This is a genomic window from Vibrio taketomensis, from assembly GCF_009938165.1.
GTDB lineage: Bacteria > Pseudomonadota > Gammaproteobacteria > Enterobacterales > Vibrionaceae > Vibrio > Vibrio taketomensis.
In genome coordinates this window covers 1,317,987-1,341,331 of sequence record NZ_AP019650.1, presented here as the reverse complement: position 1 = coordinate 1,341,331, position 23,345 = coordinate 1,317,987, and the positions used below count along the sequence as shown (strand labels likewise).

Genomic DNA, 23,345 nt, shown 5'->3' with positions numbered 1-23,345 from the left:
ATGAAAAGAGAACAAACAATTGAGAATCTCATTCAGCTAGCAGAACAGACGGCTCAGGTACAAGCCGATCGCATTGAGATTGTATTGGAAGAGCGAAGTGACGACCATTTCCCACCAATGTCAAAAGCATTAATGGAAACTCGTTCTGGTCTAACTCGTCGTAAATTAGATGATGCAATTAGTAAGTTAGAAGCAGACGGGCACCAATTTACTAAAAACAACGCCAATCACTATTCGATTTCTCTTCAAGAAGCACACATGCTAATGGATGCGGCAGGTGTTGCTAAATTCCATGAACGCAAAAAGAATGGTGAAAACAAACCATGGATTATCAATGTACAGAACCAAAAGGGTGGTACGGGTAAATCTATGACTGCGGTGCATTTGGCTGCTTGTTTGGCGCTAAACCTTGATAAGCGCTATCGTATTTGTCTTATCGACTTGGATCCACAAGGTTCATTACGTCTATTTTTGAATCCGCAAATCAGCTTAACTGATCATGATAATATTTATTCAGCGGTTGATGTCATGCTAGAAAACGTGCCGGAAGGGGTCGAGATTACCAATGAATTCCTGCATAAAAATGTGTTGCTACCAACACAGTATCCAAACTTAAAAACAGTATCGGCATTCCCTGAAGATGCGATGTTTAACGCGGAAGCATGGCAAAATCTATCACAAAACCAGTCGTTAGATATTGTAAAACTGCTTAAAGAAAAGCTGATTGATAAGATTGCTGATGATTTCGATGTCATCATGATTGATACAGGTCCACACGTTGATCCATTGGTTTGGAACGCGATGTATGCATCAAATGCACTCCTTATTCCATGTGCAGCTAAGCGTCTAGACTGGGCATCAACGGTTAACTTTTTCCAACATTTACCAACAGTCTATGAGATGTTCCCAGATGATTGGAAAGGGTTAGAGTTCGTGCGTTTAATGCCAACCATGTTTGAAGATGACAACAAAAAGCAAGTTTCAGTGTTGACTGAAATGAACTATCTGTTGGGCGATCAAGTGATGATGGCAACGATTCCACGTAGCCGCGCATTTGAAACGTGTGCCGATACGTACAGCACTGTATTTGATTTAACAACCAATGACTTTGAAGGCGGTAAAAAGACGCTTGCAACTGCACAAGATGCGGTACAAAAAAGTGCGCTAGAGTTAGAACGCGTACTACATAGTCATTGGAATTCACTAAACCAAGGGTAATTAACTCATGGCAATTAAAACCTCAGATTTGAATGCGAGATTGTTTGGAAAGAGCAACAAACGCATCGCAACCACACCTCAAGAAGCGCAACAAGCGGCAAAAGAGCAGGCTCAAGTGATTGAACTGTCGGTTGCTGGAGAAGAGATGGTTGAGTTCAAACTGACTCAGATTGACGCTGATAAAGTGGAAAGCCAAACCGTCGTGTTTGCCGAAAATGCTCGTGAACAATCGTTCTTAAATGAGCACGCATTGTCAGATGTATTGACGACACTTCGTGAGCGTGGTCAGCAATACCCAGCAGTAGGTCGTCTACGTGAAGATGGTAAAATCGAAGTTCTTGATGGTAGCCGTCGTCGTATGTCGTGTATTTTGGCGGGTAAACCATTCTTGGTTTATGTTGGTCAAAACATCAATTCTGAACATGCGAAATTCCTTTCTGATGTGGCGAATGCGCACAAGCCGCTATCGCTGTACGAGAAAGGTAAAGAGATGCAAGCAAAGCTAGCAAGCGGTGAAGCGGAAGATCAAAAAGCGTTAGCGAAAATGTTCCAGTGCAGTGAAGCGCTAGTAAGTGGTGCGCTAAAAGCGGCAGATTTACCGCTAGAATTATTACAAGCTTATCCAAATGTAGCAGATTTAGGTCGCCCAACGATTGTCAAGCTGCACAAGCAATTTAGTCAGTTGACCCATGCTGACCGCAAACAATTGCTTGGTAAGTGTCACGATGACAATGGTTTTGTTTGGCAACGTAGTGAAGCTCAAGGTGTTGCGCGTATCACTAAAGATGTTTCAGAAATGATTGAGGCTTGGATTGAAGAATTAGCGCCAAGCAAACGTACCCCAAACAACAAAGTTGATTTGATAAAAGGTCGTGTAAGTTACGCTCGTAAAGGCAGTAATTTAACTCTTAATCTCAAAAAGATTGATGATGCAACCATGCAAGAGCTATTGAACTTTATCGAAGGTAAACTTCAATAAATCGCATTTTACTAAAAGCCGCTTTATGCGGCTTTTTTTATGTCCGCAATTTGGTATCGAATTAGTTAGTGCGAGTGACATTGAAATCAGAGTTATTCGCAGTACTCATAAGCAAGTATACTAAGTCTAAATCAAGTCAGTTCAATCCAAGCGTTTTATCACTGTATGCAAGATTATAAGCACTATTTAAATCAATTATTGTCGTTAGCCAAGGCCAACCGTCATCGTTTTGGTGTCTGTTTGCAAGGTGACAATCAATGGCAAACCGAGTTTTGTTCCTTAGCGGCTAGTACCATTGAAGGCTCAAGTTTTCAACTTGGGGGAGAAGAACTGCCATTTGTTACTCAATTTTGTCCAATGGGAAAAGGACAGAAGTTACTTGGTCATGAATGTCAGCTTTTGATCATTGATTTGAGTGCTGGTTTTGATGCGAATAGTATAACTTCGGTATTAGGTACTTTATGCGGTGGTGGCCTTGCGGTCTTTACTCACAGCGAAAAACTGGGGGGTGATTTTGGTGCACAATGGTTGTTACGTGCGCTCACAGAGTTGGTGGTGTTGGAGCAACATGCAAAGATACCATCATCGACATCGTTTGATGTTCAAGTTGCGCACGAAGACCCTTATTCGCAACAAGCGCAAGCGATCGAATTGGTGCATAAAGTCGTGACAGGGCATCGTCGTCGACCTTTAGTTTTAACTGCCGACCGAGGAAGAGGCAAAACCAGTGCTCTCGGTATCGCGGCCGCTCAATTAATGGCGTCGCGTAACATACTTATTGTGGTCACTGCACCAACCATTCACAACATAGCCCCGTTATTTGAACACGCGAAACGTTTGTTACCACAAGCTACGAAAAACCGAACTGGGCTCATTTGGCAGCAATCGAGCATTGAGTTTGTCGCACCAGATGAATTGTTGCGACAAAAACCGGAGTGCGATTTGTTGTTGGTCGATGAAGCTGCTGCGATTCCATTACCCATGCTGATTAATATGGTTGAACGCTTTCATCGCGCTGTTTTTGCTACGACGGTCCACGGTTATGAAGGATGTGGACGTGGATTTACCTTGAAGTTTCAATCGTGGCTTAATCAACATCGTCCTAATAGCCGTTTTGAACACATCACATCGCCAATTCGTTGGGCAGATAACGATCCGTTGGAGCAGTGGCAATTTAAGACATTTTTGTTGGATTATGAATTACAACCGTTTGAGGTTCTTCCAACCGCGTTTGCTCCTTTAGCGGAAATCGACAAAGAAAGCTTGTTTACTCAGCCTCAATTGTTGGCGCAGTGTTTTGCGTTACTCGTGAATGCTCATTATCAAACAACGCCTAACGATTTGATGCTGCTGCTCAGTGATTCAAGTGTGAAGCTATTTGCGTCATTTTTCGAAGAACAGTGTATTGCTTGTATTGTGGCAGTAGAAGAGGGTGGTTTCGAACAGTCATTAAGTGAAGATATTATGCTGGGAAGACGTCGACCTAAAGGACACTTAGTTGCGTCGTCGCTTTGTTCTATTTTAGCTGACTCTCAACCAGGAATGGCATCCAGTTTACGTGTCATGCGTATTGCTGTGCACCCACAATTACAAAATCAAGGGATTGGTAGTCGAATCTTGAGTGAGTTGTCTGTGCTTAGTCGTTACGATTATCTGTCGACAAGTTTTGGCGTAACAGGCGAATTACTTCACTTTTGGTTGGCAAATGGTTTCCGTCCCCTCCGCCTCGGTACTTCTCGTGATCAGTCGAGTGGCACCCATTCGTTAATCATGGTGAAAGGGGAGCAGGCTTGGATAGAAGAAGCCGTCATTTCTATGGCACAAGATTTTACCTATCAACTTAAAGAGTGTTTTGTTGAGCTCGACGCAAATTTGATTGTTGACTTGCTTGCTGCGTTGCCAAAAGTTAAAGCATCCCTTAGTTGTTTACAACGGACCCGTCTAAATGCGTACGCTAACGGGGGAAGCAGTTTCGAGAATATTGCTCCGCTGATTGAAGCCGCCGTGTTAACCAGCCATATTGATAAAAACAAAACGCTATTGATTCGCCGAGTATTGCAACTTTGGGATTGGCAACAGTGCGCTGAAGAACTTTCTTTGCCGGGACGTAAACAAGTCGAGGCGCAACTTCGTCAGCAACTTGAATCTCTGCCTTCAGCGTGCAAAGCATGATTTACAGTGTAAAACCATAGTATGAGTATTTAGCCGAAGTTCATTTACAGTGTAAATCTATCAATGTATCGATTTACACTGTAAACCTAACAAATAACTAGACCCTGCATTTTGCGTGCAGAAAAATTTATCTACCATCTACCATCTACCATCCGCTATTGAACATTTGCTTAATAGGTATTTCTTCCTAAACTCAAAACAAGAACAAAATAGATGTTGGTTAGGTTTTCACTTATTTGCCTCTCATCCGTAGCATGGCAACTTCAGTCGAATATCGATGATTGTTTCTAAATAGCTTGTAAGCAACTTTAGTTAGTGTAAACCGAATTAATAAGCCGCTTAGAATGGTGGCTTTTATTATTAGCGGGGGATGGCGGATGCTTGTAAAAAGTGAAGTCGACACAGTTTCAAAGCAAGTGACGATATTTGTCAATGGCGCTTTCGGATTCAATCTTATCCACGACTTTAAACGTTGCTACTCGGACAAGAGAGATTACAGTTTTACGATTGATTTACGCAAAGTCGATTATATTGATAGTGCTGGATTAGGGATTTTGATAAACATGCAAAACTACCTTGATCATCAAGATGGTGCGATTCGACTTACCAACACTTTACCCCAAGTACGGAAGGTACTCACCATTTCCCGTTTCGATAGAAAATTTACTATTGAGTAAGGTGTTCCAATGCGAATAATGATAGTCGACGATCAAGCCACTAATCGCGAGCTTTGTCGTATCATGCTCAACCACGTCAGTTCGCGCATCGATACATTTGCCACTGGGGTCGGTATTGTCGATGCAATGCGTGAAATGGAAAGCTTACCGGATTTAGTTCTTCTAGACGTAATGATGCCTGAGCAAAATGGATTTACCACGGCGCAGCAAATACGGACATCATTCCCGGACCAACATATAGCGATTATCTTTTTAACCGTACTTGATGACTTTGATTCATTTGAACGTTGCCTAGCTCTAGGGGATGACTTTGTATTAAAGCCAGTAGAGAGCAGCGTATTACTCGCGAAGGTTCAAGCACACTACCGAATTGTCACTATGCATAACGAAGTTATGGCACAGCGTGATGAGCTGAGCCTGTTTCATGAACAAGTCCGTTATGACTACGCGATTGCCGAATCGATATTCTCCAATTTAAAACAGGAGATGAGTGATCAAGTGAGCCATGTTTTTGGCATTGATTACATATCTACGCCCTCAACCATATTTAATGGGGATTTGATTGTTGTAGCGAATCGGCCTCACGGCGGCGTCTATGTGCTTATAGCAGACGCAACGGGTCACGGTTTGCCAGCGGCAATATCTGCGATACCAGCGACGCGAGCATTCTTTTCGATGGCTTCAAAAGGATTATCGCTCGGTGAGATAGCAAGCGAGATGAATGAGGTACTGCATCGATTTTTACCAACCGGCATGATGCTCGCAGCAAGTATCTTTGAGATTCGAGCAAGCGGGTTTGAAGTGTCGTGGTGGGGGGGCGGATTGCCCGATGCGTATATTCTCAATCCAGATGGAAGTATCGCAAGAAAACTGGAATCGAGACATATGCCATTGGGCGTGCTTTCGAGCAAACAGTTTGAATCGAATCTAGTCCATTTAAAACTTGCCCCGCAGCAAAGGCTAATTGCCTATACCGATGGTGTGATAGAAGCGGCGAATCAACAAGGCGAGCATTTCGGTCCAGAGCGTTTGGAGCAAGCTCTGCAATCTGGACGATTTTCCATTCCTGGTTTGTATCAATCGGTGCGGGAATTTGCCAATAAGAACGTTGATGACGATTTGTCGATAATCTCGATGGAATTCCAATCTCAAGTAAGAAAGGGTTGTGTGATCTTGGTGGGGAGCAAAAATTGACAGCTATACCTGTCGAATCTTGTCTTAGCTTCGATTCCAATGTCATCAAGTCTACGCCGTTAATGAATAACGTGCGGGCTTATCTTTCCGGTATTGTATTAGGCGGACCTCACCTCGATCTCATTTGTTCGGTATTATCTGAATTGCTGACGAACGCGATTGATCATGGTTTGTTAGAAATGGATAGCAAGATCAAAGAGCAACCTGAGGGATTCTTTTTGTACTACAAGCGTCGTGAAGAACTCTTAGTTGAGTTGAATACAGATGCGTGGATTACACTAAAGATAAATTATCAACCTAGCGACCATAGCCTAACGATGATTGTCGAGCATAACGGGGTTGGTTTTGATTATCGAAATTATCCAAAGACCAAATCCGACGCCACTACGTATGGCAGAGGTATTGTTCTCGCCACTGAACTCTGTGAATCATTAGAGTATTCCAAACAAGGTAAACAGGTTACTGCTGTTTATCGCTTTGATGACGCTCATCGTTTTCCAACCTCAAATTAATTCTTTTAGCCAAGCATTTCGTTAAACCAAGCAATGAAGCGTAAGGGTTCGCTACTTGCTTGGTTATCTTGTGCGCCCTTATTTTGAATTTACACTGTAAAGTTAAGGTTCAATACGATATTAAATAAACAGCGCTGGGTGTGCATATTCGCATGGCATTTCAAATCCTGAGCTCAAGCTCTATCGGTGGTCTGAGTTTGCAGAAAAAACGTGTGGTCGTGGCTTTCTAGTTCCCTACATTCGTTTGTAAAAAAGATTGATGCTGACACGGCATAATGCGAAGGTATGAGGGGCACAAATTAAGGAGAGTGAATCATGAATATTCCTAAGATCATGAAAGGGGTAGAACTCATTGGCCATGGTGGCCCGGATATGTTGCGTTACAGAGAAGATATCGTCGTCCCAACACCTAAATCCTATGAAGTACTTGTTCAAGTATTGGCAGCCGGTGTGAACAACACGGATATCAACACTCGCACAGCCTGGTATTCAAAAGGTAACAATGACAGTGAAGACGCGAGTTGGTCAGGCAAGGCGCTGGAGTTGCCACTAATTCAAGGCGCAGATGTGTGTGGCATTATTGTCGCTGTCGGCGAGCAAGTGAATCCAAAGCGCATTGGTGAGCGTGTATTGATTGAACCGAGCTTGCAGTTCGTCAATGGTGAGCCGCTTGAAAATCCATGGTATTTCGGCTCTGAATGTAACGGTGGTTTTGCCCAATTTACGTTAGTCTCAGAGCAACATGCGTATCCTATTCAAACGTCGTTGACAGCAACTGAGTTGGCGACTTTTCCTTGTTCATATTCAACCGCTGAAAATATGCTGACTCGTGCCAATGTGACGGACAAAGACACGGTGTTGGTGACTGGTGCATCTGGGGGCGTTGGCTCCGCTGCAGTACAATTAGCAAAAGCGCGTGGCGCAAAAGTGATTGCTCAAACCAGTGAATCAAAAATGGAATTACTGAGATCAATTGGCGCGGATGAAGTGGTCGAGCGCAGTGCAGATTTAGGTCATCAGCTTGGCAAAAACAGCGTCGATGTTGTGATTGATTTGGTTGCTGGCCCTCAATGGCCAATATTGTTAGAAGTACTTAAGCCTAAAGGGCGCTATGCAGTCTCAGGAGCGATTGGCGGTGCGATGGTTGAACTTGATGTACGTACGTTGTATCTGAAAGATTTGAGCTTGTTTGGCTGCACTGTGTTAGAGCCACAAGTGTTTGCAAATTTAGTAAAACGTATCGAACAAGGTGCTATCAAACCTTTGGTTGCAGAAGTTTTTCCATTACAGCAGATCAATCAAGCCCAGCATGCTTTTGAGCAAAAAAGCCATGTGGGTAAAATCGTATTAGAGATTCCGCAATAAATTTCCCGATCAATAGTCCGCAAAAATTAGGAACCGCATTAATCCGGTGCGGTTCCATTTGGCCAATCTCGAACATGAACATCCATTTGTGGAAAGGCTATTTCGATACCATTTTGCTTAAACAATTCATCGATTTTTTTGTTGATCAGATGAATGGTTGAAAGGCGGTGGTCTATCGAATTAATGTGAATGCGTAATTCAAAGTCTAAACTGCTGGCACCAAAGGCGAGAAAATAAACTGAAGGTGGCGGCTCATTTAACACTAGTGGGTGGGCTTGTGCGGCCTCATAAAGTAGATCTTCGGTTTTCTCGACATCTGAACCATAGGCGACACCGATCGGAATCACGATACGGGTTATCGAATCGCTCAGAGACCAGTTAATCAACTTTTGCGTGATAAAGGTTTTATTCGGCACCACAATCTCTTTGTTGTCCCAATCGATGATGGTGGTTGCGCGCGTTTCGATTTTGCTCACTGTTCCAGATAAATCATCAATCGTGACGATATCACCAATACGTATTGGGCGTTCAAAAAGCAAAATCAGCCCAGAAATAAAATTGGCGAAAATCTCTTGTAAGCCGAATCCGAGTCCGACCCCGAACGCTGCAACTAACCATTGTAAGCGAGACCATTGAAACCCAAGAATAGAGAAAGCGCTGAGTAAACCGGTCATTAATATCAAATATCGCAACAAAGTTGTGACAGCGTAACCCGTTCCTGGAGAGAGTTCTAAGCGACGCAGTACCAACAATTCTAAAATGCCTGGTAAGTTGCGAACACCAACAATAGTGACCAGCAAAGTAATCAATGCGTAAATCAGTGATTGCAAGGTAACGTCGACTAACGTGTTTGCACCACTAATGGTTTCACTCACTTGCCACACCACAACTTTGTTGAGCCAGGTTGTCATCTCTAGTGCGCTTGACCATAACGTAAGAATCGCGACCACCAGCCCAATCAATGAAAGTCCTTTGAGTAATGTGAGTGACTGTTCACTGATTTGTTCTGAGGCAATGCCTTGGTCTTCCACATCAGGGAAATCTTCGCGCAGTTCCGCAATTTCGGGCGGCTCTTCCGCTAATTTGTTTTGTTGGGCTATCAATTCCTCTCTGCGTGCAAGCAAGCGTTGATAACTGAGTTGGCGATGTTCAAGCTTGAGCCAGCGCTCAGCGAGTTGGTATACGAATAGAATCCCGAGAACGACGAGGATGGTGAGTTGTTGGTAAATAAGTAGGATCCATGAAGCAATATAGAGCCCTAAGATAGCCATGATGAATATCGCTAACATCGAGCCAAAAATAAGCCCCTTGAGAAGCACCAGGCCGAATCCTTGCCCAATGGTACTAGGAAGGGTCGATGGTATACGTTCTGGCCTTAGAAGCGCCTTGTAGGCGTAACTGAGGCCTATGATAAAGAGTAGAAAGCAAATTCTCGAAGATTCTGCTTCGCTATTTTGTGCGATTAACTCAATGGTAAAAATGGAGAACAAAAATAGACAGAGCGGCCAACGAATCTGCTTACTTTTCTGATGTAAGTATTGGCACAAATGCTTGGGCCAGTTGAGATGCAACTCAAGTAGACCGCAATCGCTGCTGATCGTATGACCAAATTCAACCACAAACAGAGCAACGCAACTGGCGATGATCAACGTGCGATATTCGATATGATTATCAGAAGGCAGTAGCCAGAACAACAATAGGGCGGTGATGACGTACCAGAGCGGAAAGATCACAGCGCGAACAAACGTCGATATCAGAAGAATGATACTGTTTTTGAAACGATCTTTGATTGGATGCCCAAATACCTTCTTGAATCGATCGCGTAATAGGCGTGAATGTGCGGTGAGTTTATGATACAACCAATAGAATAATAGAGAATATATGATCACCGCTGGTAGGGCTATTTTGGCCTTGTGGTGCGAAAGGCGTTCCAGCGTTTCTTTGACTGGAGCATCAGAGCCAAACCAGACCTTATAGCTAAAGTCAGTGAGATGTTGCCAGAGTGGCACATTACTGCGTGTCCATAATTGCTGCTCTTTTAAAAAAGATCGCGCGTCTTGAACTTGAATATCGTATTGACTCAATGCCAGTTGTAGTTTGCCCAGCGCAACAAGCAGTTTCTCGTAATCTTGTGATAATTGGGTCAAAAGTTGCTGGCTAATGGTTTGAATTTGCTCAGTTTCTTTATTCTTTGTTGTCCCTGTATTGTTTCCTGTGGCTTTTGCTAGAAGTTGGTTAATCTCGTATTTGCGAATATGTGTTTTGGCAATGGTATCCGGCACCGTACTTTTATCGCTAGTGTTTGGTAGCCGTTGCAACTGAGCGCGAATGGATTCACCAAAGGCGGTGCTATCACGTAACCAGGTTAGGTTCTGTTTTATCAGTTGCTGCTCTTCGATGAGACTGCGGCGCTTAGCGTCAGTTGTTTGTGTTTCTTCACGTGTTTGATCGATTTGATCCAGCACTTGTTCCAGTTCAGTGGCATATTGACGCAACTGTTCGACTTGCGCTTGTTGTTTAGGCGTATCAACGGAAGATCGTTGGCTAAGATCGAGCGCTTCGGCGATCAAGGCGCGAACGGATTGTTGTTCTACTTGAGTGAGCCGCTTTTGAAGATCCGCCAGTAGAGGAGTGGCGGTTTGGATTTTTTGATCCAAGAGCTGCTGTTCGAGCTTAAGCAACTCAGTGCGCTCATCCAAACTTTGCAGTTGTGCGGACACCATTTCTTTTTGCAATTTAAGCAGCTTGAGCTTGGCGCTCTCTAACCACGTGTCGATTTGGTCACCTTGATCAGCTTTAACCAGCAGCGCTTGCTCGATTTGTTTATCTAATTGTGCTTGTTGAGTTGGCAAAGAGGTGCGTTCTTGACTAAGTTTGCCCGCCTGATCGTTATTCGCTTGGGCATTGGTACGCCATTCACTAAGCGCGGCTTGTAACGAAGCTATCGCTTGAGAAAGATCGTTATAACCCCGTAAGTCTTGAGTTTTGAAGAGATCCAATTGCGCTACGCCATTAATCTGATTTTCTAATCGTTCACGCAAAGTTGGAAATTGAGTAATGATCTTGCGGTAATCGTCACGTTGCTTTTCTAGAGGATCGAACTGCTGTACTTGCGTTAACAAGTTTGTGTACTGGTTGATCAACGTTTCGTTTTTTGGGGATTCGCTATTCAGCTGGTCAATGTTAGCTTGTATTGTTGCGACATCGGGCAGTGGTTGAGCCATCGTGGGGAGTGTAAAAAATACAAACCCAATGGCGAAGAGAATGAGAATATTGCTTTTTATCAGTTTAATGAGTCGAATTGGCACCGTATTCCCAGTCAGAACCCTGCGTGATGATGCAGCTTGAACATAAAGTGTACACCCAGCTTGAAGTGCTTGCTTTTTTACGCGGTTGTTAAGGCATCGATCGGCACAATGTAATGATGTAATTTAATTCTTAAATCACTGCGATCCACTCTAAGAAAACTCCGTTGCAGATCCTAATAAAAATGTTTAACGTCATGATGTTATAGCATCAGATGGATCTAGGTGATGAAGATAAAGAATCTTACTCTGCTTGCGGCGCTACTTAGCACGCCAGCATTTGCAAACCCTGGCTTCTTTGTTGGAGCCGATTTTACTTTTGAGAACGACACTGAATTTGACGTATCCGGTTTAGAGTCGTCATCGCAAAACGACAACAGTTTTAACTTGATTGCGGGTTATGAAACGCAATCAAGAGAAAATGTCAGCATTATCGCAGAGCTTGAATATAGCCTTTATGGTGAAGCGGACCTCACGACGGGTACCGTTGATGGCCGTGGTCTATTTTTGAATCTAAAACCGGTGTTTTACGAAGAAAACTGGTACCTTGCTGTTATCGCAGGTATTGGTGATATGAAAATCGATTTTACCGATGCGGGCATGAAAGATGACAGTAAAGTAGGTTATCAACTAGGCGGTGAATTTGGTTATCAGATTGGTGAGAGCTTCTCTATCGGTCTTGGCTATAAAATCGCAACCGCGCATTTTGACGATTACAAAGTGCAGGTGGGTGGTTTCTACACCGGTGCTCGTTTCCACTTCTAATTCCTCAACTCGTGTTGATTCAAAGCGTGGTGAATTCTCTCGCCACGCATTATCTCTTCTTCTTTAAAACCATACTTTGGTAAGCTGAGCATCAAAAAATAGTGTCGATTTGTTATCAGACACGCTTTGTTACTTCTCTTTGGCGAGTTTTCACTGACTTATGCCTGAAAATGCTATCGCTTTCATACTTATATCTCGAGAACTTATATACACTCAAAGTTGAACTGTCTCCATTTAGGATAAAGCATGTGGGAAGAAATCGTCGTTTTCTCTGACGATAAGAAACAAATTATGGCGAAACTGCCTAAAGAAATGTCACTGCCAAGTGATATGGATTTAGTTGGGTTTAACGAAGCTGTTGCGTCACTTGGCGCTGCGTCTTATTTCGTTCATCAGGACGATGTCCATAGATTTCTCACATTAGCGAAAGAGGGGAAAGGTGAAGCGTTTAAGGGCGTTCTTGTCGCAGAAAAGTTAGATGCCGATGTTGAGATGGTTATTTCAGACGACGGAATGTTAGCCAGTATGGTGGTGACAGGAGCCTATGGGGGTAAGCCACTTGATGGTCCTAAAGTTATCCATGCGCTGGCTTCTGCTTCGGTGACCAAAGGTATCAATAAATTAGCGCTTAAAAAAGTGTTGGCGGTGAGCGCGCAACTTAAACCGGGGAAAAAATACACACAAGCGGTTGCTGTGGGTAAAAAGCCGAAAGAGGGGCGTGACGCGCGTTTTATTCCATTGATTAAGGATATCTCAAAGCAAGTACTTGCTCCGGTTGAAGAGGAAGCAGGCAAGGTTGATATGCTTAATCTCGGTGAAACCGTAAGCGTGGCCGTTGGGCAACCATTGATGCGTAAGATGCCACCAACACAAGGTGAACCGGGTCTAACGGTTCAAGGCAAAATAATAGAAGTTGGTGCAGGAAATGATTTGCCTCTCAAAGAGGGCAAAGGCACGGCGTTTTCAGAGAGTGACCCCAATGTTCTGGTTGCGACAACAACGGGCATGCCGATTTTGCATCAATGCAGTGTCGACGTAGACGAAGTGTTAGTGCTGGAAAGCATCGGCGTGGCGACTGGACATATCAAATTCAAAGGAAACCTTATCGTTAAGGGCAACATCGAGTCTGATATGAAAGTGCGGGTGACGGGCAATGCGATCATTCATGGATTTGTTGAATCTGCGGATGTTCAAGCACAAGGTGATATAGAGATCTGTAAAGGGATCATTGGGCATAATGTCTCTGAAGATCAAGAGAAAACTTGTATTGTCAAAGCTGGAGGATCCATTTCGGCTAACTATGCGCAATTTGCTGAGCTACAAGCTGGGCAGAATATTGATCTGCAGATCCACTGTATGAACAACGAAATTCGTTGTGGTAATGATCTGACGGTGTCTGACTCAAATGGCCGTCAAGGTACGTTGAGTGGCGGAACCGCCAAGGTTGGAGGCAAGGTGGTGTGTGTGAACTTGGGGGTAGAAGGCGATACCGCAACGCACGTTCACGCTTTTGCTCGTTACAAGATGCACAAAGAGCGCCAAGTTAAATACAAAGAGCACTATCAAACCGCCCAAGAAGTCACGATGGGGTTGGTGCGTAAAGAACTCGAGATGAAAAAACGCCCTAAGGCTGAGCGCAACCCAGAAGATGAAGCCAAGCTGGATAAGAAGAAAGCGACAGCGAGTGCTCAGATGGAAAAGATAAAGATTGCGCGCGATGTGCATGCCGAAGAATTTGACCGTCTGCTAGAAGAAAATACAGTGCAAGCGACGAAGAAAGTGTATACCCGAGTGATTGTCCAGTTTGGGGAAGACAAAGTCACGACTAAACGTGTGCATGGCTCAGCGGTATTTTCTTATGATCACTACAAAATCAGCTGCAAATCGCTTATCGATGAAGATATGTTGGAAGAAGATATCTAGTTGTTCACTTTCGCTAAATACTGGCGTCGATGTGTGGTCGTTGAGCGTTATGTTGGTACCCACATCGGCACATAATCTACTGGTTATTCGTCGATATATTTCTTTTCTATTTTTCTCGTCTATCAAGAAATGCTGTTTTCACTTCCCTTGCGTCATTTCACCAAATATTCATTTGCACGCCATCTATTGCCTGTAATCCTACTTAAATAAGACAAATTTTAGCTAAACGTTTGCATCCCTCAGTACGGTAAATGAATAAATCGCTCATCATTCCTATATAATGAGAAAACGTTATTCTGCGTGATAATAAATTCTCATATTCTAGGAATAGGATTTGGTCAATACAAATTGAAACGTTAAAACATCAGTGTGAATTCAATGAAACAAAATTCAGGTCAGGTAAATGAAAAGTTACTGCAATTGCTGATGCAAGTTGCGGTAAATGATGAGCCTGTAACCGCTAAGACACTTAGCGATATGTTAGGTACGCCGATCAGTAGTCTGTATCGACACCTCAAATTATTAAAAGAATGGAACTTGATTGAGGAAAGTCCAAGTGACAAAACCTTGATCATCGGTCCGGCTGCATTGCTTTTAATGCGCAGCTATGAAACCAGCCAACACGATTTAGATGCGGTCGACGCAGTGCTAAACCGTTTACAAAAACAAACTGGTGAAATGGCCGCATATATGGTGCCTGTAGGCTACCGAGCTCTTTGCGTAAGCCGTAAAGAGAGTATGCAAGCATTGCGTTGTAGCTATGTTCAAGGGCAGAGCCAGCCGCTTTTGAGGGGCGCATCCTCAAAAGTTATGCTGGCTTTCATGCCCGCCCAAAGGCGTGAAAAAATCCTGCGTCATTTCGGTGAAGCTCATCGAATTAGCGAATGGCAAAATGATCTTGAGGCGATTCGTGCGCAGGGATACGCATTTAGTACATCGGAGATTGATCCTGGCGTGTCAGGCATCAGTGCTCCAGTGATGAAAGGATCTAAACTGGTCGGGGCGATTTCGGTAATGGCACCTGCACACCGAGTTCAGCAAAACCAGCAAAGGATCATTCTTCACGTCCTTCAAGCAGCTAGGGCTTTGCCCCCAGAAAGGTAGCGAATATGTTCGGTCTATTTCGACGTAATAAAACTCAACGAGTGGCTAATACATCTGCTTTTCCAATGGTATTGATGAGTATTGCTCAATCGATTAAACCCATGAAGCAAGTTGAGTTCGAAATGGCCGATCAAAGTCTGCAAGATGTCTTTGAATGGTTGGCAGAGCAGAAGCACACACGCTGGCTTAACGGTGGTCATTATCGCTTATCTGAACAAATGATTGGCCGTTATCAATTGAATCTGAGCCGTTATTTTGAATCGCAGACCCTACCTGTCGTATTCAGTAACTGCACGGAAGGCGTGCTGCATGCACTACCTTTGATCATGGCGAATCGTAAAGACGTTGGTGTGATTCATATTGGGAATCAATTTGAGATCAAAGCGACACTAGAGCCGGAGCTTGGCTCTGCCTATCATTTTGCCATGGCGCGTTTTCATGATCTGCGCTTATTTTGTATGGGCATTGATGGTGCTCGTCAAAACGAAAAAACCATTGAATATGCAGAAGATCTTGGCTGCGATTGGCTAACCTTGTCTGAGTGTCAATTTACCCAACGATTCCATTTGAAAGAGCAGATAGATAGCTATTTAGCACATTGTGAGCATGTGGTGCTCAACATCGATTTAATGTCATTAAGTTGCCCATCACAGCTCAGTTCAGAGCGCAGTCTGGATGTGCAGATGGTGAATCGTATCGTAAGCCAAGCGCTACTGTCTGGAAAAGTGAGAATGGTGCAATTGGTTGGGTGGAAAGACAAACACATTTTTGCCAAATCTACATTATCAATTTTACAAGAGTTAGCTGCAGCGTTGCCAACCACCGATCGTGTTGCTTAAAGGGTAAAAGACGCAGTTTTCTAATAAGTGACAGACTGTCGGTTTGCTTGGCTTTGATTAGCCAGCAGAAAATATAGCTTCGCGGGCAGTTTTACTTGGCGCTAAAAAAGCAAAAGCTGGCATCAGGGCCAGCTTAGACGTTTCATAGACACGAATTACTACGCTTTAGTTACTTGTTTCGCCACTTCTTTCCAGTATTGGATGCGAATACGATGTAATTGTGCTTTTCTCATTTTCTTCATGATATTCCCTCACTAAAATCTTGCTCCGATATGAGCATGGGTGAATACAGTTCCTCATGAACTATTCGAATGTAGCTTTGTTTTTATCGGATAGCTAGGATTTTCGTCACATTTTTATGCGGAATTTATGTTGTCTTGAACTCTTAATATGGATGACATCTCACTATCATAAAGATGTCTTCAAGATTTAATCTTAAATTCATAAAAATTAAATCTTACCAAAACAGTAATTTAACGTAACGTTTGCCGCACACCTTAATTCTTGCAGGAATAATGCCAACAAAAATTGATGCTGAGCCTTTTCACCACCAGTGTTGGGATGTGATTTAGATCAGATTTGTACATTAAATTGTGACCGGTTTCTAATCAAGGAAAATCGAACAAAAAATAGTCTTAGATGAAAAGTTTGGTTGGCATATTTTTTGTGATGATGTATCGATTTTGTTATTCACTTAATTGACTAACGCGTTATCGGAGCGTAAATTAATAATATCGAAACAACCAAAGAGAGGTAACGCTATGTTAGTTTTAGCATTTCTGGCAGTCGCTATCGGCGTGTTTTTGGGCTCTTGGGTTTGTCACCACGGTTTGCCAATGATGGGCATGCATGTGGATATCGATGAAGCATTATTAGTATGTGAGATGACAGGACAAGACGTGCTAGAAGCATAAATTCCAATTGTTCGATGTGTGAAAAGAGAGCCTAATGGCTCTTTTTCATTTTCTGGCTCGCGTTTTCTCGTTGCGACTTATCTTGTAAGAACCGATTCAATCTGATTTATCACAGTGGCGAACCTCAGTGGCGCGTTGGCTCGCTGTTTCGTGATCAAATACAGAGTCTCAGAGACCTGCTCTTGAGGTTGATATACCGTTATTTGTTCTTTATGCGGGAAATTCTCTAATGCGCTCATAGGCAGTACAGTGAAGCCTAGTCCCTTGGCTACAGGCAATAATATTTGGCTGAGCTGATTAACGTAACCGGTGATTGGCAGTTTGTCGAAACGTACCTCTTGTAGCCAGCGCTCTCCTGCCAGATCGCAATATAAAGAAAGATAGTTCTCCGCATCGGGATGATTAATTAGTCCGATATGTTCTAAAGAGCTGAGGTTGAATTCACTGATGTTTGCAGACAGGGGCAGCATTAAGCATAGTGGCTCGATCGAAAGCTGTTGGCTGACTAGACGCTTATCTGTCGGAATACTGGTGACAATGCCAATATCCGCGTCACCAGAGAGAATATCGGCGATCACTTTACGTTTTGGCGCTGCTTCAATATGGGGGATCAATTCACGGTGCTGATCTTGAAGATCCAATAGGTGTGGATAGAGCAGTAAAGCTAAAGATCCTGAACAAGCCAGCCTAACTGTTCCTTTATATGGAGAGTCTGGTTCAAGCCCGGCAATCAATTGCGCTTCTAATTGTTGCTGCTTCTTCGCGTAGTCATACACTGCTTGACCTTGAGTGGTGATATCAAAACTTTTGTTGTTTCGCTCAATCAACAAATGTCCACATTCCCTTTCGAGTTTCTTTATGTGCTGACTGACCCCTGGTTGGGTCATAAACAGTTTCTCGGCGGTACGAGTAAAATGGCCAGTTTCTATCAGAGTGATAAACGTTTTTAACCAAACAGGGTTAAGCATGACGTGATTACCATAACAAACAATTATAGAAGTTAGGATAAACCATAACTGAGTTTGAAACGATAGGTTATTCAATGGCGTGCAAGTTTGGTATTAACTATCGTGCTTTTGATAGGGAAAGAGGGGAAATGTAGACAGTCACGCCCCAAAATAGGGGCGTAAATATGGTTACGACTTCGCTTGTTCTAAGGCATCAATGGCAAAAGAGAGCGCTTCTGTCCCCGCTTTGGCAAACTTACGCTCGGCTGGTGATAGCGAGGTATACATGAGAAACACCTCACTTTCATCGATGTGTGGTAAATGAATCACCAAGTCTTTGTATTTGTGCAGCCTATTTTGCGAGCGATGAATGAGCTCTTGCGTGTTGTTTCCTGATTGCTCAGCTTTGTCTTTAATTTCATTTAGCAAATGCGCAAAGAGTATTTGCAAATTGCAATGTTCATTTTCGCAACTTGCATCGGTGTGATTGTTATTTTTATCCATGTAATCATTAAGGTTATTTAGGTTAAGTGACTCAAAAAGAGACTATTTTCAAGCTGAGATGCGCTGCGTAAATAACCACTGGTTAACTTGGTCTACTAATTGCCTTAAATAGGTCAAATATGTCCGTTTCTGAAGGGGGAAAGATGATTGATCCTATCGTAAAGGTACTGATCGAGCGTCGTAAGGCAGCACATATGACGGGGCAGCAAATAGCGGAAATAGCGGGAATGAGCCTCAAGACTTATCAGCGAATTGAGCGTGGAGAATCAGATATGAAGTTGTCACAATATCGCTCAATTACACGCGCTTTAAACATGACTGATTTGGATGTTGCTTTAGATGTCAAAGAGGTACAGCCCATCACATCGGCCGATTTTTGCGCCGCTGCGCGTTTGCTTAGCCCTGAGGCGCAAGCGATATTGGTCCGTTTTATCATGCAAGTCGCGAGTCCAAAGCTGAAATAAATCGCCTCACTCATGTGGGCAAAAATCGCTTTTCCTATGCCTTGAATAGATGTTTTGCTTCCGTAGTAAATGGTCAGTACACTTCACCTTTAATTAGGTCAATTTTTAGGTGTAGTGTGGCTATTTGTTCTAATGCCGATTCGATTATTGTGCTCGACTTTGAAACAACCGGGCTTTCTCCACAGCAAGGCGATCGTGCCATCGAGATCGGTGCGGTTAAATTACACCAAGGTAAGGTCGTTGATCGCTTTCAGAGCTTAATGAACCCAGGCTTTCGCGTCAGTGGGTTTATTGAAAGCTACACTGGAATTTCTAACGCAATGCTGCATGGGGCACCCAGTTGCGCTGAAGTCATGGATCAGTTCGCTGATTTCATTCAAGGCAGTAATTTGCTGGCGCACAATGCGTCTTTCGACCAACGCTTTCTAGACGCGGAATTTGAGTTGATTGAGCGTAATTATGATGGTCAGTTTGCTTGTTCCCTACTTGTATCACGTCGACTGCATCAAGAACTGACGTCGCATAAACTCGGTGATCTAGTCAGTGCGCATCGCATTGATAATGATGGTGTATTTCACCGTGCATTAGCCGATGCTGAAATGACGGCACGTTTGTGGCAAATCCAACTTGATACTCTCAAAGTTAAATACCAGATCTCAGAACCAAGCTTTGAGCTGATGATGAAAATCGCTAAAACGCCGAAAGGAGCGATCGATAATCTGCTTCGAAAACAAGCTTTGCGTTACCAACCTCAAGCATAATTTGAGCGCAATCTAAGATCTCATTGCTAGTTATTGGCATATGCCAATAACTAGCAATATAGTGTGCTATCTGTTGACTAATATTCACCGATCAATCTTGATTGATTGCTCGCTTTGACGAATAGGTACGCCACTATGATTTACGCCATCCCTAGCCAAAATTTTGCCGTCGCCAACCATTTTTCTCGTTCACCGCATGTGGTGATTGTTGATGACCAAGCCCAGACACGCCACTTGATCGCCTTTGAAGAGACCCCGTCAACTTGCGGCCGTAAAAAACAGTGGATGCAAATTCTACAAAGCCACAAGGTGGAAGCTGTTGTGGTGCGTTCTATCGGTAAAAAAATGCTGCAGCGTCTGTTTGACCACAATCTCAAGGTACTGATGTCGCCACCAAAAGCACAGATCGAAGAGTTAGATTTTTCGCAACTTGATGTGGTAACGAGCATTGAGTATGGCCGCGAACCGCGTAAACAAGGCGGATGCTGTGGTCATAAAAAAAGCGCGACAAAACCCTCGTTGCTCTCCAGTCCACTTTCGGCAAGATTCGCTGCGATCAAAAGGATTATGAAATGACTTGGCTGCTGACGATTATTGGGTTTGTTGTGATCATTAGCCTGATGGCGATTGGTGTGATGTTTTCTCGTCGACCAATTGCAGGCAGTTGTGGCGGCTTAGCGCAACTGGATATTGAGCGTGAGTGTAACTGTGAAGAAGTATGCGATGAGCACCAAAAGACGCTGTATCAGATTCAAGAGCCGAGCGTTAAAGGTCAGTAGTCAGTTATTTGTTAAGCATTAATGCCTGACCTTCCACTAGGCACTGTGCCACTTTTTGACGCGCTCGTTTTACGATGTTGGCAAAGGTTTGTCTTGAAACCTGCATTTGTTTTGCTGCGTCTTGCTGACTCATTCCTTCCAAGTCAGCGAGTCGCAAAGCCTCTAATTCCTCAGCTAATAGCTCTATTTGCTGCAATTGAGGCATAGGTACGCCATTGGGCTTAAAACAAGAGTAAGGCGCTCTAGTACAGATTTGACGATGAATTTTAGGACGAGCCATAACCACTCCCATTTGGTAAGGGTAACCAATGACGTTTCAAATACCTGACAATCATACCCAATGTGTGGTGTGCCAACAGCCTTTTTTTTGCCAGCAATCGCTTGAATTTGTCATCACTGGTGAGTATCAAGTGCGAGCTGAAGTGTTAGCGACGCGCCAAGCGCAGGGTTTTACAGGTGTAATGCAAGGTGGTTTGATTACGGCGTTGCATGATAGTGCCATGCTGCACTGTCTGTTTGCTCACCAAATTTGCGCTATGACGGTTAAGTTAGAAACGCGTTTTCATCACCCCATCCCGCTTGGAAAACTGCTGGAGGTTGAGGCGCAATGGGTCAATACCCGTCGCAAGATCTATGAACTACAAAGCCAAATAGTGGTTGAAGGAAGAGTTTGCTCGACCGCTAAGAGTCAGTTTATTGAGTGCGAAAATGGAGAGAGGGGAAAATAAATGGCTCATATTGATTTTCCCGATGTAGACATCAATAGAGCCATTTATGGCATAAAACTCATACCTTAGCGGTTGCCTAGGTATCAACAGCCAAAGGTAGGATTATTTTTGAAGCTTCAGTTCGACTTCTTCACGGCTTGGAATGCCTTCACGACCACCGCGCTTAGTACATTTCACCGCTGCTACCGTGTTAGAGAAGATAATAGACTCACGAGTTGGCATCGATTCCGCAACGGCGACTGCCAATGCGCCGTGGAAAACATCACCGGCACCTGTTGTATCAACCACATCGACTTTTAGACCCGCTTGGTGCTGAATTTCGCCATTCTCAATCCAGTAACACCCTTTAGAACCAACGGTTACGTACACCATACCTTGGGTTCTTTGTTGTGCTGCTTTTAAACCTTCGATTGGGTCAGTAATGCCTGTAAAACGCTCTAGGCCTGGTTCAGAGAACGCAACGTGATCAGCAAGTTCTACTAACTCATCGATTGGATCCGGTGAAAGGTCAGCGTCTAGCACGGAAGGAATGTTGAATTTTTTTGCTTGCTCAAGTGCGTATTTTGCACCTTCTGGCCAGCGAACGTCAGTTAGGATCGTGGTGTATTTTGAAAAGTCTAAAGACTCTAATACTTTCGGATCACGGCTTAGAGAAGGATCTTGGAAGTTGATGATCATTCGCTCGCCTTCATCGTCAACTAAGATCGCTGAGAATGCTGATGATGCGCCTTCGATGCGTACGATATTTTCAACGTTTACATCGTAGCTGCTTAGCTCGGCAAGCATCGTTGTCGCAACAGAATCGTTACCTACACGGCCAATGAACTCAACTTGATGACCAAGCTTAGCAACCGCTACTGCCGCCGTTGCAGCTGGGCCACCGCCAACCTCGTAGTAATCCGTTGCTACGTACTTACCACCTACGGTTGGAAGCGTTGCAACACGCTGAATTCTATCTAGTACGGTAATACCTAAACATGCAATAGACATAATATTTCTCTTGTTCATAAACGTTATTGATTTAGGCGCAGTATACCTGATTTACGACATTGAGCTTTGCTAATAGTCACAAAAATTACTTTAAGTGACACATAATGACATTATGTGACATTGCTTACGTTTAGGTTCAGCCCACATTTGTTTGTGGTGTATTGCGGTGAGGTGGGCTGAATGGTTACTTGAGTATAGAAATATAAATAGTTAGCTTTCGACTTTACGGATAAAGGCCTCGCGTACGGGATCTGTGATATCAGAATTCCATAGTAGGCCGACTGACCACTCGGCATGCTCTCCGGTTAAAGGAATAAAACGGATTTGTGGTTGGCTGATCCGAGCCACACTTGCAGGAATGATGGTGTAGCCTAAACGCGCTGACACCAGTGCCAGTGCGGTGATCAAATCATGTGCCTCTTCAACCACGACAGGTCGCTGTTTTGCTTCCCATAAATAGGTGGCAATGTGCTTATTCAAGGTCGGGTTTTTGCTTTGGCTCAGCCCTAAATAGTTGTAGTGGCTGAGTGAGGCCCATAAATTGTCCAAGTTTATTTTTTCTTCTTCATGAATCGCGATCGCTAAGCGGTCAGAGAAGAGAGGAATGGCTTTTAAAGGGGCTTCAACAGGTAAACGGTCAAACCCGAGTTGCAACTGACCCAAACGTAATTCTTCAACTAGCTTGTGTGATGGGTAATCGTTAAGCGTAACGTGTACGTTAGGAAACTCTTGCTTAAATTTGGCGATGTAGTTGGGGGCTTCATGAAAGGAAGAAATACCAAAGCCGATATTAAGGTGGCCCGATGTACCCTCGGCAACAAAACTCGCCAAGCGTTGAAATGACTCAAACCCTTTTAAGACGCGCTTGGCTTCTGGCAGCAAAACCTTACCCATAGGGGTTAATTCCGCGCCATGGCGACCGCGATCAAATAATGCAACATTTAAGTTTTCCTCAAGGCGTTGAATCTTTTTCGTCAGCGCAGATTGAGTGATGTAAAGGTGTTGTGAGGCCACTCGAAAGTTCTTGTCTTCCGCGAGCTGACAAAAAGTGCGAAGTAAATCTATATCCATTCTAATTTGGAATCGAAAACTGAATTTTATTCATTATAACTAATCAAATATGTATTTTATAGTCATTTCATGTAAGAAAAACGACAAGTTCTAACATTTATAAGTTATTGAACTTTATGTATAACTTGCCGTTA

21 protein-coding genes and 1 pseudogene are annotated in these 23,345 nt (G+C 43.6%); 16 read left to right on the top strand and 6 right to left on the bottom strand.

Features of this window, described 5'->3' with window-relative positions; translation table 11 throughout:
* The 6 genes and pseudogenes from Vt282_RS19875 (at position 1) to Vt282_RS19850 (ending at position 8,117) form a co-directional block, all read left to right on the top strand.
* On the top strand, positions 1 to 1,218 hold the full coding sequence (locus Vt282_RS19875; RefSeq protein WP_162064514.1) for a ParA family protein: 1,218 nt from the start codon (positions 1 to 3) through the stop codon (positions 1,216 to 1,218).
* Positions 1,219 to 1,225: 7 nt separating this feature from the next.
* Positions 1,226 to 2,197, top strand: a complete 972-nt coding sequence (locus tag Vt282_RS19870) for a ParB/RepB/Spo0J family partition protein (protein ID WP_162064513.1) — start codon at positions 1,226 to 1,228, stop codon at positions 2,195 to 2,197.
* A 165-nt stretch (positions 2,198 to 2,362) separates the two neighbouring features.
* Positions 2,363 to 4,369 carry a tRNA(Met) cytidine acetyltransferase TmcA gene (locus Vt282_RS19865; protein WP_162064512.1) on the top strand — a complete coding sequence of 669 codons (2,007 nt, stop codon included), beginning with the start codon at positions 2,363 to 2,365 and terminating at the stop codon, positions 4,367 to 4,369.
* Positions 4,370 to 4,746: 377 nt separating this feature from the next.
* Positions 4,747 to 5,046, top strand: a complete 300-nt coding sequence (locus tag Vt282_RS19860) for an STAS domain-containing protein (RefSeq protein WP_162048614.1) — start codon at positions 4,747 to 4,749, stop codon at positions 5,044 to 5,046.
* A gap of 9 nt (positions 5,047 to 5,055) precedes the next feature.
* A pseudogene (locus Vt282_RS19855) lies at positions 5,056 to 6,752 on the top strand (ATP-binding SpoIIE family protein phosphatase).
* A 315-nt stretch (positions 6,753 to 7,067) separates the two neighbouring features.
* A complete protein-coding gene (locus tag Vt282_RS19850) occupies positions 7,068 to 8,117 on the top strand; it encodes an alcohol dehydrogenase family protein (protein ID WP_162048613.1) in 1,050 nt (349 codons plus the stop codon).
* Positions 8,118 to 8,155: 38 nt separating this feature from the next.
* Here the strand turns inward: Vt282_RS19850 and Vt282_RS19845 are convergent, their stop codons facing one another.
* Positions 8,156 to 11,239, bottom strand: a complete 3,084-nt coding sequence (locus tag Vt282_RS19845) for a mechanosensitive ion channel domain-containing protein (protein WP_232055249.1) — start codon at positions 11,237 to 11,239, stop codon at positions 8,156 to 8,158.
* A gap of 411 nt (positions 11,240 to 11,650) precedes the next feature.
* Between Vt282_RS19845 and Vt282_RS19840 the strand changes: the two genes are divergently transcribed.
* From Vt282_RS19840 to Vt282_RS19960, 5 genes are all read left to right on the top strand, one after another.
* Entirely contained in the window at positions 11,651 to 12,187 is a 537-nt protein-coding gene (locus Vt282_RS19840) for an outer membrane beta-barrel protein (RefSeq protein ID WP_162064510.1), read from the top strand.
* Positions 12,188 to 12,433: 246 nt separating this feature from the next.
* The gene (locus Vt282_RS19835) at positions 12,434 to 14,110 is read left to right on the top strand and encodes a DUF342 domain-containing protein (protein ID WP_162064509.1); all 1,677 of its coding nucleotides are present in this window, start codon (positions 12,434 to 12,436) and stop codon (positions 14,108 to 14,110) included.
* Between the two features lie 378 nt (positions 14,111 to 14,488).
* The gene (locus Vt282_RS19830) at positions 14,489 to 15,214 is read left to right on the top strand and encodes an IclR family transcriptional regulator (protein ID WP_162048607.1); all 726 of its coding nucleotides are present in this window, start codon (positions 14,489 to 14,491) and stop codon (positions 15,212 to 15,214) included.
* A gap of 5 nt (positions 15,215 to 15,219) precedes the next feature.
* Entirely contained in the window at positions 15,220 to 16,053 is an 834-nt protein-coding gene (locus tag Vt282_RS19825; RefSeq protein ID WP_162064508.1) for an arginase family protein, read from the top strand.
* 761 nt (positions 16,054 to 16,814) lie between these two features.
* Positions 16,815 to 16,967 carry a hypothetical protein gene (locus tag Vt282_RS19960; RefSeq protein ID WP_167515618.1) on the top strand — a complete coding sequence of 51 codons (153 nt, stop codon included), beginning with the start codon at positions 16,815 to 16,817 and terminating at the stop codon, positions 16,965 to 16,967.
* A gap of 77 nt (positions 16,968 to 17,044) precedes the next feature.
* Here the strand turns inward: Vt282_RS19960 and Vt282_RS19820 are convergent, their stop codons facing one another.
* Positions 17,045 to 17,935 (bottom strand): LysR family transcriptional regulator, encoded by an 891-nt coding sequence (locus Vt282_RS19820; RefSeq protein ID WP_162064507.1) that lies wholly within the window; start codon positions 17,933 to 17,935, stop codon positions 17,045 to 17,047.
* A 168-nt stretch (positions 17,936 to 18,103) separates the two neighbouring features.
* Complete coding sequence (locus tag Vt282_RS19815; RefSeq protein ID WP_162064506.1) at positions 18,104 to 18,418, bottom strand: hypothetical protein; 315 nt, start codon at positions 18,416 to 18,418, stop codon at positions 18,104 to 18,106.
* A 143-nt stretch (positions 18,419 to 18,561) separates the two neighbouring features.
* On the opposite strand from Vt282_RS19815, the gene Vt282_RS19810 reads away from it, so the two are divergent.
* From Vt282_RS19810 to nqrM, 4 genes are all read left to right on the top strand, one after another.
* Positions 18,562 to 18,882, top strand: coding sequence for a helix-turn-helix transcriptional regulator (locus Vt282_RS19810; RefSeq protein ID WP_162064505.1), 321 nt, complete (start codon positions 18,562 to 18,564; stop codon positions 18,880 to 18,882).
* Positions 18,883 to 19,004: 122 nt separating this feature from the next.
* Positions 19,005 to 19,643, top strand: coding sequence for a 3'-5' exonuclease (locus Vt282_RS19805; protein WP_162064583.1), 639 nt, complete (start codon positions 19,005 to 19,007; stop codon positions 19,641 to 19,643).
* Between the two features lie 135 nt (positions 19,644 to 19,778).
* Entirely contained in the window at positions 19,779 to 20,219 is a 441-nt protein-coding gene (locus Vt282_RS19800) for a NifB/NifX family molybdenum-iron cluster-binding protein (protein WP_162064504.1), read from the top strand.
* Positions 20,216 to 20,422 carry a (Na+)-NQR maturation NqrM gene (gene nqrM, locus Vt282_RS19795; protein WP_162048601.1) on the top strand — a complete coding sequence of 69 codons (207 nt, stop codon included), beginning with the start codon at positions 20,216 to 20,218 and terminating at the stop codon, positions 20,420 to 20,422. Before Vt282_RS19800 ends, nqrM begins: the two co-directional genes overlap by 4 nt.
* Before the next feature lie 4 nt (positions 20,423 to 20,426).
* On the opposite strand, the gene Vt282_RS19790 is transcribed toward nqrM, so the two are convergent.
* Positions 20,427 to 20,702 (bottom strand): DUF134 domain-containing protein, encoded by a 276-nt coding sequence (locus tag Vt282_RS19790; RefSeq protein WP_162064503.1) that lies wholly within the window; start codon positions 20,700 to 20,702, stop codon positions 20,427 to 20,429.
* Between the two features lie 28 nt (positions 20,703 to 20,730).
* Between Vt282_RS19790 and Vt282_RS19785 the strand changes: the two genes are divergently transcribed.
* A complete protein-coding gene (locus Vt282_RS19785; protein WP_162064502.1) occupies positions 20,731 to 21,150 on the top strand; it encodes a PaaI family thioesterase in 420 nt (139 codons plus the stop codon).
* A 102-nt stretch (positions 21,151 to 21,252) separates the two neighbouring features.
* Here the strand turns inward: Vt282_RS19785 and Vt282_RS19780 are convergent, their stop codons facing one another.
* Positions 21,253 to 22,140 (bottom strand): PfkB family carbohydrate kinase, encoded by an 888-nt coding sequence (locus Vt282_RS19780; protein ID WP_162064501.1) that lies wholly within the window; start codon positions 22,138 to 22,140, stop codon positions 21,253 to 21,255.
* Positions 22,141 to 22,350: 210 nt separating this feature from the next.
* Positions 22,351 to 23,211, bottom strand: a complete 861-nt coding sequence (locus tag Vt282_RS19775; RefSeq protein ID WP_162048597.1) for a LysR family transcriptional regulator — start codon at positions 23,209 to 23,211, stop codon at positions 22,351 to 22,353.
* Positions 23,212 to 23,345 lie beyond the last annotated feature (134 nt).

What these genes read in the sequence shown, in the direction of transcription:
- Vt282_RS19875 (WP_162064514.1), top strand. Translation starts at nt 1, where the DNA reads ATGAAAAGAGAACAAACAATTGAGAATCTCATTCAGCTAGCAGAACAG.
- Vt282_RS19780 (WP_162064501.1), bottom strand. Translation starts at nt 22,140, where the DNA reads ATGTCTATTGCATGTTTAGGTATTACCGTACTAGATAGAATTCAGCGT.
- Vt282_RS19840 (WP_162064510.1), top strand. Translation starts at nt 11,651, where the DNA reads ATGAAGATAAAGAATCTTACTCTGCTTGCGGCGCTACTTAGCACGCCA.
- Vt282_RS19960 (WP_167515618.1), top strand. Translation starts at nt 16,815, where the DNA reads ATGTTAGTTTTAGCATTTCTGGCAGTCGCTATCGGCGTGTTTTTGGGC.
- Vt282_RS19850 (WP_162048613.1), top strand. Translation starts at nt 7,068, where the DNA reads ATGAATATTCCTAAGATCATGAAAGGGGTAGAACTCATTGGCCATGGT.
- Vt282_RS19775 (WP_162048597.1), bottom strand. Translation starts at nt 23,211, where the DNA reads ATGGATATAGATTTACTTCGCACTTTTTGTCAGCTCGCGGAAGACAAG.
- Vt282_RS19810 (WP_162064505.1), top strand. Translation starts at nt 18,562, where the DNA reads ATGATTGATCCTATCGTAAAGGTACTGATCGAGCGTCGTAAGGCAGCA.
- Vt282_RS19800 (WP_162064504.1), top strand. Translation starts at nt 19,779, where the DNA reads ATGATTTACGCCATCCCTAGCCAAAATTTTGCCGTCGCCAACCATTTT.
- nqrM (WP_162048601.1), top strand. Translation starts at nt 20,216, where the DNA reads ATGACTTGGCTGCTGACGATTATTGGGTTTGTTGTGATCATTAGCCTG.
- Vt282_RS19820 (WP_162064507.1), bottom strand. Translation starts at nt 17,935, where the DNA reads ATGCTTAACCCTGTTTGGTTAAAAACGTTTATCACTCTGATAGAAACT.
- Vt282_RS19830 (WP_162048607.1), top strand. Translation starts at nt 14,489, where the DNA reads ATGAAACAAAATTCAGGTCAGGTAAATGAAAAGTTACTGCAATTGCTG.
- Vt282_RS19860 (WP_162048614.1), top strand. Translation starts at nt 4,747, where the DNA reads ATGCTTGTAAAAAGTGAAGTCGACACAGTTTCAAAGCAAGTGACGATA.
- Vt282_RS19865 (WP_162064512.1), top strand. Translation starts at nt 2,363, where the DNA reads ATGCAAGATTATAAGCACTATTTAAATCAATTATTGTCGTTAGCCAAG.
- Vt282_RS19785 (WP_162064502.1), top strand. Translation starts at nt 20,731, where the DNA reads ATGACGTTTCAAATACCTGACAATCATACCCAATGTGTGGTGTGCCAA.
- Vt282_RS19870 (WP_162064513.1), top strand. Translation starts at nt 1,226, where the DNA reads ATGGCAATTAAAACCTCAGATTTGAATGCGAGATTGTTTGGAAAGAGC.
- Vt282_RS19825 (WP_162064508.1), top strand. Translation starts at nt 15,220, where the DNA reads ATGTTCGGTCTATTTCGACGTAATAAAACTCAACGAGTGGCTAATACA.
- Vt282_RS19790 (WP_162064503.1), bottom strand. Translation starts at nt 20,702, where the DNA reads ATGGCTCGTCCTAAAATTCATCGTCAAATCTGTACTAGAGCGCCTTAC.
- Vt282_RS19835 (WP_162064509.1), top strand. Translation starts at nt 12,434, where the DNA reads ATGTGGGAAGAAATCGTCGTTTTCTCTGACGATAAGAAACAAATTATG.
- Vt282_RS19815 (WP_162064506.1), bottom strand. Translation starts at nt 18,418, where the DNA reads ATGGATAAAAATAACAATCACACCGATGCAAGTTGCGAAAATGAACAT.